The organism is Pseudomonas sp. RU47, from assembly GCF_004011755.1.
Taxonomy (GTDB): Bacteria; Pseudomonadota; Gammaproteobacteria; order Pseudomonadales; family Pseudomonadaceae; genus Aquipseudomonas.
Genome location: NZ_CP022411.1, coordinates 6,334,523 through 6,350,581 on the forward strand (window position 1 = coordinate 6,334,523; position 16,059 = coordinate 6,350,581).

A 16,059-nucleotide genomic window follows, 5' to 3' on the forward strand; every position below is an offset into this window, starting at 1 on the left:
GTTTGACGCTATGGGCGTCGCGTTAAAGGGGGCTTGCTCGCGCAGTGCCGGCTTACGCCTGGCACCGCGCATAGACAATGAAAGAAGAGCTTACCTGCCCTTTACGCTGGCGTTGCATTTCCTGTGCACACTCAAGGTGTGCAGAATCATGAGCACGGCTGGGGTAGCGGCACAGGCTTTGGAAATGAAAGCGATCTATAGTGGAAGGAGACGCCATAAACAGGATGCTTTCCCGTACGTCCAGAATATCGGACGCTGGCGCTTGAACGGCCATGGACGGGAACATCGTCGGCAACTTGTCAGCCATGCTGGCTGCGCTACGGACGGATTGGTCGCCACTGATGTGATGAGCATGCAGACCGTACTGTTGCGAGCAGTCGGTGATGCCGATTAACGGCAGGCGAGACATGAAGCACCCCGGTATTATTGCTGTTATGGGTTTGATCGGAGCTTAGCCTTGTTCATTTTTTTACACAACACCCCCGTAAAAAATACAACACGGCCTGCTCAAGCCCGCGGGTGCCCAGCGTCACAAGGACTAAAAACCGCCCCAAAGTGCCCCATAAATGCCCTTGCAGCGCTTTTTTAGGGCAAAAAAGGCCTCGCTTGACTTCGGCAGGCCGTTCGGGTTGACTGAAACCAGAAAAGATCAATGATTGATATTTTTAACAACAAAGGTGTTGCATCATGTCGGTACCCCCGCGTGCCGTTCAGCTTAACGAAGCGAACGCGTTCCTTAAGGAACATCCTGAGGTTCTGTACGTTGACCTTCTGATTGCGGATATGAATGGTGTGGTGCGCGGCAAGCGCATTGAACGCACCAGCCTCCACAAGGTTTACGAGAAAGGCATCAACCTGCCGGCCTCTCTATTTGCTCTGGATATCAATGGTTCGACGGTGGAAAGCACCGGCCTGGGCCTGGACATCGGCGACGCCGATCGTATCTGCTATCCAATCCCCGATACGCTGTGCAACGAGCCATGGCAGAAGCGCCCGACCGCGCAACTGTTGATGACCATGCACGAACTCGAGGGTGACCCATTCTTCGCCGATCCGCGCGAAGTGCTCCGTCAAGTTGTTGCAAAGTTTGACGAGCTGGGCCTGACCATCTGCGCCGCATTCGAACTCGAGTTCTACCTGATCGACCAGGAAAACGTGAACGGCCGTCCACAGCCGCCACGCTCGCCGATCTCCGGCAAACGTCCGCACTCGACGCAGGTCTACCTGATCGACGACCTCGACGAATACGTCGACTGCCTCCAGGACATTCTGGAAGGTGCCAAAGAGCAAGGCATCCCGGCCGACGCCATCGTCAAGGAAAGTGCCCCGGCGCAGTTCGAAGTGAACCTGCACCACGTCGCTGACCCGATCAAGGCATGCGATTACGCGGTACTGCTCAAGCGTCTGATCAAGAACATCGCCTACGACCATGAAATGGACACCACCTTCATGGCCAAGCCGTACCCGGGCCAGGCAGGTAATGGTCTGCACGTACACATTTCGATTCTGGATAAAGAAGGCAAAAACATTTTTGCCAGCGAGGATCCCGAGCAGAACGCCGCGCTGCGTCACGCGATCGGCGGTGTGCTCGAGACCCTGCCCGCGCAGATGGCTTTCCTCTGCCCGAACGTCAACTCCTACCGTCGTTTCGGCGCACAGTTCTACGTGCCGAACTCGCCGTGCTGGGGCCTGGACAACCGCACCGTGGCGATTCGCGTACCGACCGGCTCGTCCGATGCCGTGCGTATCGAACATCGCGTGGCCGGTGCCGACGCCAACCCGTACCTGCTGATGGCTTCGGTACTGGCCGGCGTGCACCACGGTCTGACCAACAAGATCGAGCCGGGCGCGCCAGTCGAAGGCAACAGCTACGAGCAGAACGAGCAAAGCCTGCCGAACAACTTGCGCGATGCCCTGCGTGAGCTGGACGACAGCGAGGTGATGGCCAAGTACATCGATCCGAAGTACATCGATATCTTCGTCGCCTGCAAGGAAAGCGAGCTGGAGGAGTTCGAACACTCCATCTCCGACCTTGAGTACAACTGGTATCTGCATACCGTTTAAGCGGTTGTAGCTTCAGGAAAAACGCCGTTGGCTGATTCAGCCAACGGCGTTTTTTTATGGCCGCCTGCGGCGGTTCGCGAGCAGGCTCGCTCCTACAGGGGGCTGTGTGTACAAATGCTCAAGTTCACTGGAGATCAAATGTGGGAGCGAGCCTGCTCGCGAAGCGGCCGACAAGACAACACACAAGCCGGCTCGTACAATGCCCGCTGCCCCGCAGGAGACTTCCATGACGCGACCCGCCCCCGTCCGCAAACCCCGTGCCCGCAGTCAGGCGCGCATCGATTCGATACTCGACGCCGCGCGCACATTGCTGGCGGCCGAGGGTGTGGCGAGTCTGTCGATTTATAGCGTCGCCGAACGCGCGCAGATCCCGCCCTCTTCCGTGTACCACTTTTTCGCCAGCGTCCCGGCATTGCTTGAAGCGCTGACGGCGGATGTGCACGCCGCATTTCGTGCCTGCCTTCAGGCGCCCATCGATCACGAAGCACTGCGAGACTGGCGTGATCTGTCGCGACTGGTCGAACAACGGATGCTGGAGATCTACGACGAAGACGCGGCGGCGCGGCAGTTGATCCTCGCGCAACACGGTTTGACCGAAGTGACTCAGGCTGACCGTCAGCACGACATAGAACTGGGCGATCTGATGCACAAGCTGTTCGATCATCACTTCGAATTGCCGAGGCTGCCGGAAGATGTCGATGTGTTCGCCCTGGCGATGGAATTGGGCGACCGGGTTTATGCGCGTTCGGTGCAGCAGCATGGGCAGATTACGCCGCGCATGGCCGAGGAAGGGATGCGCGTGTTTGATGCTTATATCGGCCTGTATCTACCGCCGTATCTACCCAAAAGATCTCTAGTGATCTGACTGACCTCTTCGCGAGCAGGCTCGCTCCCACATCTGGAATGCGATCCCCTGTGGGAGCGAGCCTGCTCGCGAAGGCCGCACCGCAGTTTTCAGATCAGGCACAAAAAACCCCGCAGGGCTCACGCCCTCCGGGGTTGTTTTTTACTCACCGGCTTACAACTTGGCGATCGACACCTCGGTGGATTTCACAAAGGCGATCACTTCGCTGCCGACCACCAGTTCCAGCTCCTTTACCGAGCGGGTGGTGATCACCGAAGTGACGATGCCCGAAGCGGTCTGCACGTCGATTTCCGACAGCACGTCACCAAGGACGATTTCCTTGATCGAGCCTTTGAACTGGTTACGGACGTTGATGGCTTTGATAGTCATGGCAATGATTCCTGTCGTTTGCTTGAGTTATTGAGCCCAACGCAGTTGCGTAGGCAGTGGTGAAACAGGTTCCGGCGCCGGCGGTTCGCCGGGCAGGGAGAGAACACGGTTAAGCACTTCGGTTTCCAGCGCTGCCAGTCGGTGCGAACCACGCACTCGTGGGCGCGGCAGTTCGACATGCAGATCGAGGCCGACTTCGCCGTCCTCGATCAGAATCACCCGGTCGGCAATCGCCACCGCTTCACTGACGTCGTGGGTCACCAGCAGCACGGTGAAACCGTGTTGCTGCCAGAGACGTTCGATCAGTTGCTGCATTTCAATGCGGGTCAGCGCGTCCAGCGCACCGAGTGGTTCGTCGAGCAACAGCAGGCGCGGTTGATGGATCAGCGCCCGAGCCAGCGCGACGCGCTGCTTCTGTCCGCCAGACAACGCTGCCGGCCATTCATTGGCGCGATCCGCCAGACCCACCGCGTCCAGTGCTTCGAGAGCCTTCGGGCGCCAGTTGCCTTTGAGGCCGAGACCAACGTTGTCGATGATCTTCTTCCACGGCAGCAGACGTGCTTCCTGGAACATCAGTCGGGTGTCTTCCCGCGCATCGCTGAGCGGCGCAGAACCGGCCAGCAAGTCGCCGCCAGTCGGTTGATCGAGGCCGGCGAGCAAACGCAGCAAGGTACTTTTGCCGCAACCACTGCGCCCGACCACGGCGACAAACTGCCCCGCCGGAATGTGCAGATCGATGTCACGCAGCACCTGCCGCGCGCCGAAGGTTTTCTGCAGATTGCGCACCGCCAGCGGAATCCCGCGCAGCAAGCGTGGAGGTTGTTGAGCGGTCATGCCGCACCTCCTTTGGCAACCTGATACGCCGGATGCCAGCGCAGCCACACACGTTCAAGTCCACGGGCGGCGAGGTCGGCGAGTTTGCCCAGCACCGCGTAAAGCAGGATCGCCAGCACCACCACGTCGGTCTGCAAAAACTCCCGGGCGTTCATCGCCAGATAGCCGATGCCTGAGCTGGCGGAAATGGTTTCGGCGACGATCAGCGTCAGCCACATAAAGCCCAGGGCGAAGCGCACACCGACCAGAATCGAAGGCAGTGCACCCGGCAGAATCACCTGCCAGAACAAGCTGAAACCGGAGAGGCCATAACTGCGCGCCATCTCCACCAGCGCCGGGTCGACGTTGCGGATGCCGTGATAGGTATTCAGGTAAATCGGGAACAACGTACCTAGCGCCACCAGAAAGATCTTCGCCGACTCGTCGATGCCGAACCACAGGATCACCAGCGGAATCAGCGCCAGGTGCGGCACGTTGCGGATCATCTGCACCGAGCTGTCGAGCAGGCGTTCGCCCCACTTCGACAGGCCGGTGATGAAACCCAAGACCAGCCCGATGCTGCCGCCGATGGTGAAACCGAGCGCCGCGCGCCAGCCGCTGATGGCCAGGTGCGTCCAGATTTCGCCGCTGCGCACCAGGCTCACGCCGGCTTCGATCACCGCCACCGGTGCCGGCAGAATCCGTGTCGACAACCAACCCGCCGACACCGACAACTGCCACACCGCCAGCAGCAATACCGGCAACGCCCAGGGCGCGAGGCTGTGGATGATTTTCTTCATGGCGCGCCTCAGCTCTGCGACGCGGCTTTGGGAAGAATGTCGTTGGCGACCATCTCGCCGAACGGGCTGACGTAACCGGCGCTTTTCGGCAGTTCCGGGCGCTCGATATCGAGGTGCGGGAACAGCAATTCGGCGACGCGATACGACTCTTCGAGGTGTGGATAACCGGAGAAGATAAAGGTGTCGATGCCCAGATCCGCGTATTCCTTCACCCGTGCCGCGACGGTCGGCCCATCACCGACCAGCGCCGTACCGGCACCGCCGCGCACCAGACCGACACCGGCCCAGAGGTTCGGGCTGACTTCGAGGTTGTCGCGGCTACCGCCATGCAGCGCAGCCATGCGTTGTTGACCGACCGAATCGAAACGCGCCAGCGAAGCCTGGGCGCGAGCGATGGTGTCGTCGTCCAGGTGCGAGATCAAACGATCCGCCGCTTGCCACGCTTCAGCGTTGGTTTCGCGGACGATCACGTGCAGACGAATGCCGAAGCGCACGGTGCGGCCGAGCTTGGCGGCTTTGGCGCGAACCTGTGCAATCTTCTCGGCGACTGCTGCGGGCGGCTCGCCCCAGGTCAGGACCATTTCCACTTGTTCGGCAGCCAGATCTTGCGCCGCTTCCGAGGAACCACCGAAGTACAGCGGCGGACGCGGTTGCTGGATCGGCGGATAGAGCAACTTCGCGCCCTTCACGCTGATGTGCTGACCGTCGTAATCAACGGTTTCGCCTTCCAGCACACGACGCCAGATGCGGGTGAACTCCACCGAGGCTTGATAGCGTTCTTCGTGGCTGAGGAACAGACCGTCGCCAGCCAATTCTTCCGGGTCGCCACCGGTCACCAGATTGAACAACGCACGGCCGCCGGACAGACGATCCAGCGTGGCTGCCTGCCGCGCTGCCACCGTCGGGGAAATGATCCCGGGGCGCAGGGCAACGAGGAACTTCAGACGCTGGGTCACCGGGATCAGCGACGCCGCCACCAACCACGAGTCTTCGCAAGAGCGGCCGGTGGGGATCAGCACACCGCCGAAGCCCAGACGATCCGCCGCTTGCGCGACCTGTTGCAGATAACCGTGGTCGACGGCGCGAGCGCCTTCGGCGGTGCCAAGGTAATGGCCGTCGCCGTGGGTAGGCAGGAACCAGAAGATATTGAGGCTCATGGAGTGGTCTCCTTGGGGATTCGAATTACTGCGCTTTAGCCACAGCGGCCGGTGGTGTCCAGATCACATCCTTGATGCTCAGCGGCTTGGGAATCAGCTTGAGCTGGAAGAACGTGTCAGCGATTTTCTGCTGCGCGGCGACCACTTCCGGAGTCAGGAACAGCGCGCCGTAGCCCTGGCGTTTCACCGAGGTCAGGGTGATGTCCGCCGGCAGGCCGAGCAGTGGTGCAACCTGTTGGGTCACGTCTTCAGGGTTGGCTTTCGACCACTCGCCAACGGCGCGCACTTCTTCCACGAGCGTCTTGATCACCTCGGGATTTTTCTGTGCGTAAGGCTTGGTCGCGAGATAGAACTGGTGGTTGTCGACGATGCCTTTGCCGTCGCGCAGGGTGTGCGCTTGCAGCTGTTTCTCGGCGGCAGCCTGGTACGGATCCCAGATGACCCAGGCGTCGACGCTGCCACGTTCGAACGCAGCGCGAGCATCGGCCGGCGGCAGGAATACGGTTTGAATGTCGCTGTATTTGAGGCCGGCGTCTTCCAGCGCACGCACCAGCAGGTAGTGAACGTTGGAGCCTTTGTTCAGGGCGACTTTCTTGCCCTTCAGATCGGCCACCGATTTGATCGGCGAGTCTTTCGGCACGAGGATCGCTTCGCTGTTCGGCGCAGGTGGTTCATAGGCGACGTAGAGCAGATCGGCGCCGGCAGCCTGGGCGAAGACTGGCGGAGTTTCGCCGGTGACACCGAAGTCGATCGAGCCGACGTTCAGGCCTTCCAGCAGTTGCGGGCCACCGGGGAACTCAGTCCATTGCACGTCGACGCCTTGAGCGGCCAGACGTTTTTCCAAAGTGCCCTTGGCTTTGAGCAGCACCAGCGTGCCGTATTTCTGATAACCGATCCGAAGGGTCTCGGCTTGAGCTTGAGTGATGGCGCCGAAGGTGACAGCCGCAGCAAACAGAGCGACCAGACCACGACGCAAAAATACAGTGCGCATAGCGCTCTCCTTTTTGCTGTTGGGTTTTGGCTGCACCTGCTTGACCGTTAGCGGCGAAGTAAGGTGAGTTACATCAAATGCGGGTGTGGCTTAAATGCTCCAGCGAGCACTCAACAAACGTTCGTTCAACAGGCCCGGTTCCAGCGGTTTCGGCCGGCGGGCCATGGCGCCGACAAACTGATCCAGCGCTTCATGCAGTCGCTGCTCCAGCGCCGGTGCCAGTTGTGCTGCGGCACTGCCTTCGCCGTAAGCGATCTGGCTGTCCTCGGCGAAAATCCCCTGGAGCATTTCCTGGGCTTTCAATGCCGACAGCACCGGCTTGAGCGCGTAATCGACCACCAGCATGTGGGCGATGCTGCCGCCAGTGGCCATCGGCAAGACAATCTTGTGATTCAGGGCGCGCTCGGGCAGCAGATCCAGCAGGGTTTTCAGGGCGCCGGAGAATGAGGCCTTGTACACCGGCGTGGCGATCAGCAGGCCGTCGGCGTTTTCGATCTGTTGCAGCAGGTCGAGCACCTTCGGGCTGTCGAAGCGGGCGTGAAGCAAATCCTCGGCCGGGAAGTCCCGCACCTGATAACTCACCACTTCCACCCCTTGCGCCTGCAACCAGCGTTGCGAGCGTTCCAGCAGCACCCCGGAACGGGAGCGCAGGCTGGGACTGCCACCGAGTGAGACGACCAGCATCGAGACAATTCCTTAAGCGTTACAGGCGATTCGCGGGTTGCGATCTCGCTTCGATGAGGAGACCTTAACAGCTGATTTATATATCCATAAATCATATTTATTCATTTGGTTATGCATTTTGGAGATATACATTTCAACAAACTGCGGGCGAAAAAAAAGGCCGTCGAAACGGCCTGAAATCCCCTGCTTAGTGGTTCTGAATTCTGTGCTGCCCGGACTGACGCCTTCGCGAGCAGGCTCGCTCCCACAGGGAATCGCGTTTCAAATGTGGGAGCGAGCCTGCTCGCGAAAGGGTGGTGACTACACCGCAAATCTCACTTATTCGGCTGTGGCGTCAGGCGCAGGTACGGTTTCACCGCGCGATAGCCCTTCGGAAAGCGCTTTTTGATTTCGTCTTCATCCTTGAGCGACGGTACGATCACCACCTCTTCACCGTCCTGCCAGTTGGCCGGTGTAGCCACCTTGTAGTTGTCGGTGAGCTGCAGCGAATCGATCACACGCAGAATCTCGTGGAAATTACGCCCGGTGCTCGCCGGATACGTGATGGTCAGACGAATCTTCTTGTTCGGGTCGATCACGAACAGCGAACGCACGGTCAGCGTGTCGTTGGCGTTCGGGTGGATCAGATCATAGAGATCGGAGACCTTGCGATCAGCATCAGCCAGGATCGGGAAGTTGACGACAGTGTTCTGGGTCTCGTTGATGTCTTCGATCCACTTGTGGTGCGAGTCCACCGGGTCGACCGACAGCGCGATGGCTTTGACCCCGCGTTTGCTGAACTCATCCTTGAGCTTGGCGGTGAAGCCCAGCTCAGTGGTGCACACCGGGGTAAAGTCCGCCGGGTGGGAGAACAGCACGCCCCAGCTATCGCCCAGCCATTCGTGAAAACGAATCTTGCCGGCGCTGGAATCCTGTTCGAAATCGGGGGCGATGTCGCCGAGTCTGAGGCTCATGGTGCTGCTCCTGATGAGTTGTTCGAGACCTCAACTGTAGCCCGGGTTTTGCGATCGTGAAAAAGAATAAATAATGAGATATCTAGATCATTAGTGAATATTAAACATCTGTTCACTGGACGCTCGACGGCATCCCGACGAATATCGGTCGCAAGGTTCGAGAAGGCCTTGAGTTGCTGTAAAGAGGGAAATTCGGGGAGGGCTTACGGGGGTGGGCCTGACTTGAAAACGCAAAAGCCCCGTCCGGCGCGATGCCGGACGGGGTTTTTTTTACATCAACGAATCGAGACGCGCTATTACAGCAGCGGGATCGAGTAGCTGAGGATCAGGCGGTTTTCGTCCTGGTCGCGAACGCCAGCGATGTTGGTACGCCAGGTAGCGTTTTTCCACATGAAGCCAACGTTTTTCAGCGGGCCTTCCGGTACCACGTAACCGATAGTCAGGTCACGTTCCCACTCGGAGTCGCCATTACCGTTTTCACGACCGCCGGAAGTAACGGTGTCGATGTTGTCGCCACGCAGGTAAACCATACCAGCGGTCAGGCCTGGTACGCCGACTTTGGCGAAGTCATACGAGTAGCGAGCTTGCCAGGTACGTTCGCCGGCACGGCCGAACTTCTGAATCTGCATGTCGGTGATGGTGTAGTTCGACGAGCCGTCACCCTGGTTCAGCCAAGGGAAGTCGCTGCTGCCGTTGGAAACCTGGTAGCCGCCACCGAAGGTGTGACCAGCAACGGTGTACAGGAACAGGCCACTGTACAGGTTGTTGTCGACTTTACCGCGACCGCTGGCAACACCGGAATAGTTACCGCTGCTGAAGTAAGCAGGGGTGTTGCCGTTGGCACCGTCGTCGGAGCTGTTGAAGTAACGGAAGTCAGACTTCAGCACGCCCGGGCCAATTGCCCAGTTGTGAACCAGACCCAGGAAGTGTTGCTTGTAGAAATCTTCCAGGTTGCCGTAGTAGTACTGCGCAGTCAGGTCTTTGGTGATTTTGTAGTCACCACCAGCGTAGATGAACTTGTTGCTGTTAACGGTACGCGGTGCCGCGCCGTTGATAGACAGCTGTTCATTGTTGCTGGAGTTACGGCCTTTGGCGTGCTCGATCTGACCACCGACCAGGGTCAGGTCCTTGATCTCGCCGGAAGTGATCTGGCCACCCTGCCAGGTCTGTGGCAGCAGACGACCGTCGTTGGTCACGATAACCGGGTTCTTCGGCTGCAGAGTACCCAGCTTCAGCTCAGTCTGGGAGATCTTGGCTTTGGCAGTCAGGCCCAGGCTTGAGAAGTTATCGACCGCTTGGCCATTGGATTCGCTTGGGAAAACAGTGCCGCCGTAAGCAGGACCAGGTTTGCCAGCAGCGGTAACGTTACCGTTGGTGCCGCCGCCCGAATCCAGACGTACGCCCAGCAGGCCGATGGCGTCGATACCAAAACCAACGGTGCCTTGGGTATAGCCGGAAATGAAACGCAGATCGAAGCCTTGGCCCCACTCTTCGTTGCGGCTTGGTTCGTTTGTGCCGCTACGGTTGTCAGTGTTGATGTAGAAGTTACGCAGCCCCAAAGTAGCTTTGCTGTCTTCGATGAAACCGGCGGCGCCTGCCTGCTGCGCCATAACCCCTACGGCCACAGCCAGGGCCAAGGTGGACTTGTTCATGTAAAGCTCCTCTCGTTTCTAATTCTTGTGTTCCTGGCCCTGGGTCTGATGCCCCGGGTCCTAAGATGCGCGATTAGCGCCAGACCGTGACTGACAAGTCAATCGTAACCTTGTATGTCTACGACCAAGGTCTAATCGCAGTGATTTGGTCCGTGCAGAGTAAAGATTTCCTGATAAACCCAAAAAGAATTTATTCATTCTTTTTCATATCATTTCGGAATATGGCCAGTATCTTGCCACCTCCGCCGGGAAACAGCGTATCGGCGACTAAGCTCATTCCTAAATGGTATTTGTTAGCCTTTTTTTATATCGATTAGCTTTGGCGTAACCCCAAATCGTCAAACCCTATCGAAAAGGCGACGCCATGATGGCCAAACGCGCACTATCTAGTCAATTTGTTACAGTTTGTGTGTCAGCACTGATTTCTTTTTCGGCCCATGCCGCCAACCTCACCGTGGGTTATCAAACCGGTATCGACCCGAGCAAAGTCCCCCAGGCTGACGGCGTCTACGAGAAGACCATCGGCGAAAAAATCGACTGGCGCCGTTTCAACAGCGGCCCGGAAGTTGTGACAGCCATTGCTTCGGGCGACGTGCAGATCGGCAACCTCGGTTCCAGCCCGTTGGCCGCCGCCGCTTCACGCAATCTGCCGATTGTGGCGTTCATCGTTTCAGCGCAGATCAATGCCGCCGAAGCACTGGTGGTGCGTAATGGCAGCGGAATCAATACTCCGCAGGATCTGGTCGGCAAAACCATCGCCACTCCTTTTGTGTCCACCTCTCACTACAGCCTGCTCGGCGCACTCAAGCACTGGGGGCTGGATAGCTCGAAAGTCAAAGTGGTGAACCTGCAACCGGCAGAGATCGCAGCGGCGTGGAAGCGTGGCGATATCGATGGCGCGTTTGTCTGGTCGCCGGCGCTGGGGGAAATCCGCAAGACCGGCAAGACCCTGACCGATGCAGCACAGGTCGGTCAGTGGGGCGCGCCGACCTTTGAAGTCTGGGTGGCGCGCAAAGATTTTGCCGAGAAGCATCCAGAGGTTGTCGCGAAGTTCGCCAAGGTTACGCTGGACTCATTCGCCGATTACGCGGCGCATAAAGACAGCTGGACGGCCGACTCGGTGCCGGTACAGAAAATCGCCAAACTGACCGGTGCCAACGCCGTCGACGTGCCGGAATTGCTCGCGGGTTCAGCGTTCCCGGATGCCAAGGCGCAGCAAACCACGGCGCTGCTGGAGGGCGGCACGGCGAAGGCGATTGGCGAGACGGCGAAGTTTTTGAAGGAGCAAGGCAAGGTTGAAACGGTGCTGCCGGATTATTCGCCGTATGTCAGCGCGAAATTCATCACCCAGTAAAAAGCTTCGCGAGCAGGCTCGCTCCCACATGGGTTCATTGAACAAATGTGGGAGCGAGCCTGCTCGCGAATGGAACGCCTCGGTTACAGAGTCTTTTCGAAGATCTTCGAATTACGCTGATAGTTGTACAGCGACGCCCGCGCCGCCGGCAGACGCTCGACGCTGCTCGGCTCGAACCCACGCTCGCGGAACCAGTGCGCGGTGCGCGTGGTGAGGACGAACAAGGTCTTCAAACCCTGCGCCCGCGCTCGGGTCTCGATGCGCTCCAACAGTTCATCACCGCGACCGCCATGGCGGTACTCCGGGTTCACCGCCAGGCACGCCAGCTCACCGGCATCGGAATCGGCAATCTGATACAGCGCCGCACAGGCGATGATCATGCCTTCACGCTCAACCACGCTGAACTGTTCGATCTCGCGTTCCAGCACTTCGCGCGAACGACGCACCAGAATCCCCTGCTCTTCCAGCGGACTGATCAGGTCGAGCAAACCGCCGACGTCTTCAATCGCCGCCTCGCGCACCAGTTCGAATTGCTCCTGCGCCACCAGCGTACCGCCACCGTCACGGGTAAACAGCTCGGTCAGCAGCGCGCCGTCTTCGGCGTAACTGACGATATGGCTGCGCGCCACACCGCCACGGCAAGCTTCGGCGGCGGCATCGAGCAGTTCCGCCTGATAGTTGCTGCCCAGACGCTGCAAATGTGCCGGCACTTGTTGCGGACGCAGTTCGCGAACCAGTTTGCCGTTCTCGTCGATCAGGCCGAGGTCGGCGCCGAACAGCAAAAGCTTGTCGGCACCCAGGTCGATGGCGGCGCGGGTGGCAACGTCTTCGCACGCCAGGTTGAAGATTTCACCGGTTGGCGAGTAGCCCAGCGGCGACAGCAGAACGATCGAGCGCTCATCGAGCAGACGGTTGATGCCCTTGCGGTCGACACGGCGCACTTCGCCGGTGTGGTGATAGTCGACGCCCTCGAGCACGCCGATCGGCCGCGCCGTGACGAGGTTGCCGCTGGCCACGCGCAAACGCGAACCCTGCATCGGCGACGAAGCCATGTCCATCGACAAACGCGCTTCGATGGCGATGCGCAATTGGCCGACCGCATCGATTACACATTCCAGGGTCGCGGCATCGGTGATGCGCATGCCGTGGTGGTAATGCGGGGTCAGGCCGCGGGCAGCGAGGCGGGTTTCGATTTGCGGGCGCGAGCCGTGCACCAGCACCAGGCGCACGCCGAGGCTGTGCAGCAGGACGATGTCGTGAACGATGTTGCCGAAATTCGGATGCTCAACGCCGTCGCCGGGCAGCATGACGACGAAGGTGCAGTCGCGGTGGGCATTGATGTAAGGAGACGCGTGGCGAAGCCAATTGACGTATTCGGGCATGAACCTGGGCCTGTAATAAATAGCAGCCTAAAAAGGGGCGAAACGGAAAACGCACAGCGGGCTGATGGTTATCGTCGGAACAGGCTTGGCGACACGCGCGCTCTCCTCATGAATACGGGTTGGATTCCCACTAATTTAACGACTTGCCCCTGTAGGAGCTGCCGCAGGCTGCGATCTTTTGATCTTCTGAAACAAAAGCAAAAGATCGCAGCCTTCGGCAGCTCCTACAAGGGATGCGTTCAATTCTTCAGGCAGTAATGTTCAATCAGTTGCCGTAATAGATGCACGGTAGGCTGCAAACGTGACATTTCAAGGTATTCACCAGGCTGATGCGCGCAGGCGATATCGCCGGGGCCGAGCACGATGGTTTCGCAGCCAAGGCGCTGAAGATAAGGCGCTTCGGTGCCGAACGCTACTGCTTCGGCGCTATGACCTGTGAGCTTTTCGGCGATGCGCACCAGTTCGGCGTCTTCAGCCTGCTCGAATGGCGGCACTTCCGGGAACAGCGGTTTGTAATCGATCTTCACCTGATGGCGCTCGGCCACGGGGTTGAGCTTGCGCAGAATCTCCGCGCGCAGGACTTTCGGGTCCATGCCTGGCAGCGGTCGCAAATCGAACTCCAGCGAACACTGGCCACAAATACGATTGGGGTTGTCGCCGCCATGGATGCAACCGAAGTTCATCGTCGGCTGCGGCACACTGAACTGCGGGTTGTTGAATTCACGTTGCCACAACAGGCGCAGGCCGCGCAGTTCGCCGATCGCATCGTGCATCGCTTCGAGGGCGCTGTGGCCCAGACGCGGATCCGACGAATGGCCGCTCTGCCCGAGGATGTCGATGCGCTCCATCATGATGCCTTTGTGCATGCGGATCGGCTTGAGCCCGGTCGGCTCGCCGATCACCGCTGCGCGGCCCAGCGGACGTCCGGCCTCGGCCAGCGCGCGGGCGCCGGACATCGAGCTTTCTTCATCGCAGGTGGCGAGGATCAGCAGTGGTTGCTTGAACGGCTGATCGAGCAGCGGCCGCACGGCTTCGATGATCAGCGCGAAGAAGCCCTTCATGTCGCAACTGCCCAGCCCGACCCAACGGCCATCGACCTCGGTGAGCTTCAGCGGATCGGTCTGCCACAACGCATCGTCGTACGGCACCGTGTCGCTGTGTCCGGCCAGCACCAGCCCGCCGGGACCGCTGCCGAAACTGGCGAGCAGGTTGAATTTGCCGGGGCTGACCTGCTGGATGTCGCAATTGAAACCCAGATCCCCCAGCCAACCGGCGAGCAAATCGATCACCGCGCGATTGGATTGATCGAGGTTCGGTTGGGTACAGCTGACCGATGGCGCGGCGATCAGCGCAGCGAACTGGTCTTGCATGGACGGCAAAGGCATCGCTGACTCCAACTCCCGATTTGAAGTCCATCATAGAGCCATCCGGCGTCAGGAATAAACCGCCGCAGGGCGTAGGACGAATCAGTCCTGTACACTGCACGGCCTTGGCAGCCACATATTCCCCGGCTGCGCTCCCGATCCTGGATTTTCCGGCCATGCAGAAAGAAACCGAAATCAAACTCCGCGTCAGCCGCGAAACCCTCGCCGCCCTGCGCGAGCACCCGTTACTGAAAAAACGCAACAAAAGTGGCTGGGAACGCCGTGAGTTGATGAACCAGTACTTCGACACCCCCGAGCGCGATCTGGCTCAGGCCAAAGTCGCCCTGCGCCTGCGCAAGGACGGTGACGAAGTGATTCAGACCCTCAAGACCCGCGGCCAGAGCGTCGCCGGTCTGTCCGAGCGTAACGAGTACGACTGGAAGTTGCCGAAAGCCAAGCTCGACGTGAAGAAACTCGACGGCGAATGCTGGCCCGAGTCGCTGGCCGAACTGGACAAGAAAACCCTCAAGCCGATCTTCACCACCGATTTCGTCCGCGAACGCGCCGAAATCGCCTGGGGCCGTGGCAAGAGCAAAGTGGTCATCGAAGCCGCGCTGGATCTCGGCCACGTTGTCGTCGGCAAACAGAAAGAAGAAATCTGCGAACTGGAGCTGGAATTGCGCGAAGGCGAGCCTGCCGCGCTGCTGGAACTGGCCGCTGAACTGGCGGAAACCCTGGCGCTGATGCCGTGCGACATCAGCAAGGCTGAGCGCGGTTATCGTCTGTACGACGCCAACAGCTACTCGCTGAGCCTGCCGGCGCCGGAGCTGATCCCGGAAACCCAACTCGACGACGCCTTCGCTGCGCTGAGCTGGCATTTGCTCGGCAGCAGCCAGCGTCTGGCTGAACAATATCGCTTCAACGGCCACTGGCGCCTGTTGCTCGACTGGGTCGAGAACCTCGCCGAAATGCGCGCCCTGCTCAGCAGCCTCGGCCAGGCCGCGCCGCGTCAGTCGACTCACGACTTGCGCGTTGCCCTCGATGCCTTGCTGGAAGACTGGCGCCCGCTGGTGCAGGCCGGTATCGAAGACGAAGACGTGCGCAAAGCCGCGCCGGAGCAATTCCTCGAAGAACTCGAAGACCCGCGCTGGGGCCTGTTCTCGCTGAGCACCTCGCGCTGGTTACTGGCCCGCACCTGGACCGCCGAGCGTAACGTGCGTGGCAACCGTCAGGGCGGCGCGCAGTTGCACAGCTGGTTGCCGCGCCTGTTGGGCGAAGAAGCCACGGCCCTGCAATTGCAGCGTTATCAGCAGCAGCCGGAAGATCTGGCTGAACAACTGCCGCGTATCGAGCGCATTCAGGTCTGGCTGCACCACGCACGCAATGTGCTGGAAATCCCGGAAATGGATCGCCTGTACGGCGAGCTGAACAAGCTGGCGCAACTGGCCAACGAGCCGACGATCACTGACGAACTGCTCGACGCACGCAAGCAGCAGGCGATTGCGGTTTACCAGAATCGCGCATGGAAAATGCTGCTGCGCATGTAATACCGCTTTCGCGAGCAGGCTCGCTCCCACATTGGAATGCAATCCCCTGTGGGAGCGAGCCTGC

The 16,059-nt window shown here is 59.5% G+C and carries 15 protein-coding genes; 4 read left to right on the forward strand and 11 right to left on the reverse strand.

The genetic code is table 11. The features are described from left to right. Positions 1 to 52: 52 nt before the first annotated feature. The gene (locus CCX46_RS29080) at positions 53 to 409 is read right to left on the reverse strand and encodes a glutamine amidotransferase (protein ID WP_127930164.1); all 357 of its coding nucleotides are present in this window, start codon (positions 407 to 409) and stop codon (positions 53 to 55) included. 278 nt (positions 410 to 687) lie between these two features. Here CCX46_RS29080 and CCX46_RS29085 point away from each other — a divergent pair, with 278 nt between their 5' ends. Together CCX46_RS29085 and CCX46_RS29090 are read left to right on the forward strand one after the other, a co-directional pair. Further along, complete coding sequence (locus CCX46_RS29085) at positions 688 to 2,064, forward strand: glutamine synthetase family protein (protein ID WP_007913842.1); 1,377 nt, start codon at positions 688 to 690, stop codon at positions 2,062 to 2,064. Positions 2,065 to 2,290: 226 nt separating this feature from the next. Continuing rightward, on the forward strand, positions 2,291 to 2,929 hold the full coding sequence (locus tag CCX46_RS29090) for a TetR/AcrR family transcriptional regulator (protein WP_102901388.1): 639 nt from the start codon (positions 2,291 to 2,293) through the stop codon (positions 2,927 to 2,929). A 153-nt stretch (positions 2,930 to 3,082) separates the two neighbouring features. On the opposite strand, the gene CCX46_RS29095 is transcribed toward CCX46_RS29090, so the two are convergent. The 8 genes from CCX46_RS29095 to CCX46_RS29130 all read right to left on the reverse strand — a co-directional run bounded on the left by CCX46_RS29095 (position 3,083) and on the right by CCX46_RS29130 (position 10,348). After that, positions 3,083 to 3,298: a TOBE domain-containing protein gene (locus tag CCX46_RS29095; RefSeq protein WP_003229256.1), complete on the reverse strand. Its 216-nt coding sequence runs from the start codon at positions 3,296 to 3,298 to the stop codon at positions 3,083 to 3,085. A gap of 27 nt (positions 3,299 to 3,325) precedes the next feature. After that, on the reverse strand, positions 3,326 to 4,132 hold the full coding sequence (gene ssuB / locus CCX46_RS29100) for an aliphatic sulfonates ABC transporter ATP-binding protein (protein WP_007913838.1): 807 nt from the start codon (positions 4,130 to 4,132) through the stop codon (positions 3,326 to 3,328). After that, positions 4,129 to 4,911 carry an aliphatic sulfonate ABC transporter permease SsuC gene (gene ssuC, locus CCX46_RS29105; protein WP_003229260.1) on the reverse strand — a complete coding sequence of 261 codons (783 nt, stop codon included), beginning with the start codon at positions 4,909 to 4,911 and terminating at the stop codon, positions 4,129 to 4,131. The genes ssuB and ssuC overlap by 4 nt, the downstream gene beginning before the upstream one ends. A gap of 8 nt (positions 4,912 to 4,919) precedes the next feature. Beyond that, a complete protein-coding gene (gene ssuD, locus CCX46_RS29110; protein ID WP_018928626.1) occupies positions 4,920 to 6,068 on the reverse strand; it encodes an FMNH2-dependent alkanesulfonate monooxygenase in 1,149 nt (382 codons plus the stop codon). 25 nt (positions 6,069 to 6,093) lie between these two features. Then, a complete protein-coding gene (locus tag CCX46_RS29115; protein ID WP_007913834.1) occupies positions 6,094 to 7,059 on the reverse strand; it encodes a sulfonate ABC transporter substrate-binding protein in 966 nt (321 codons plus the stop codon). A 90-nt stretch (positions 7,060 to 7,149) separates the two neighbouring features. Next, positions 7,150 to 7,743 carry an NADPH-dependent FMN reductase gene (gene ssuE / locus CCX46_RS29120; protein ID WP_007913832.1) on the reverse strand — a complete coding sequence of 198 codons (594 nt, stop codon included), beginning with the start codon at positions 7,741 to 7,743 and terminating at the stop codon, positions 7,150 to 7,152. A gap of 314 nt (positions 7,744 to 8,057) precedes the next feature. Continuing rightward, positions 8,058 to 8,696, reverse strand: a complete 639-nt coding sequence (locus CCX46_RS29125) for a peroxiredoxin (RefSeq protein WP_034151974.1) — start codon at positions 8,694 to 8,696, stop codon at positions 8,058 to 8,060. 296 nt (positions 8,697 to 8,992) lie between these two features. Beyond that, entirely contained in the window at positions 8,993 to 10,348 is a 1,356-nt protein-coding gene (locus CCX46_RS29130; protein ID WP_127930165.1) for an OprD family porin, read from the reverse strand. Between the two features lie 364 nt (positions 10,349 to 10,712). On the opposite strand from CCX46_RS29130, the gene tauA reads away from it, so the two are divergent. After that, positions 10,713 to 11,702 carry a taurine ABC transporter substrate-binding protein gene (gene tauA, locus CCX46_RS29135; protein WP_127930166.1) on the forward strand — a complete coding sequence of 330 codons (990 nt, stop codon included), beginning with the start codon at positions 10,713 to 10,715 and terminating at the stop codon, positions 11,700 to 11,702. A gap of 83 nt (positions 11,703 to 11,785) precedes the next feature. Here tauA and argA read toward each other — a convergent pair whose 3' ends face one another. After that, a complete protein-coding gene (argA, locus tag CCX46_RS29140) occupies positions 11,786 to 13,084 on the reverse strand; it encodes an amino-acid N-acetyltransferase (RefSeq protein ID WP_064389470.1) in 1,299 nt (432 codons plus the stop codon). A 239-nt stretch (positions 13,085 to 13,323) separates the two neighbouring features. Further along, positions 13,324 to 14,469 (reverse strand): acetylornithine deacetylase, encoded by a 1,146-nt coding sequence (gene argE, locus CCX46_RS29145; RefSeq protein WP_127930167.1) that lies wholly within the window; start codon positions 14,467 to 14,469, stop codon positions 13,324 to 13,326. Positions 14,470 to 14,624: 155 nt separating this feature from the next. Between argE and CCX46_RS29150 the strand changes: the two genes are divergently transcribed. Continuing rightward, entirely contained in the window at positions 14,625 to 15,995 is a 1,371-nt protein-coding gene (locus tag CCX46_RS29150; RefSeq protein WP_127930168.1) for a CYTH domain-containing protein, read from the forward strand. The last annotated feature ends 64 nt before the right edge of the window (positions 15,996 to 16,059 follow it).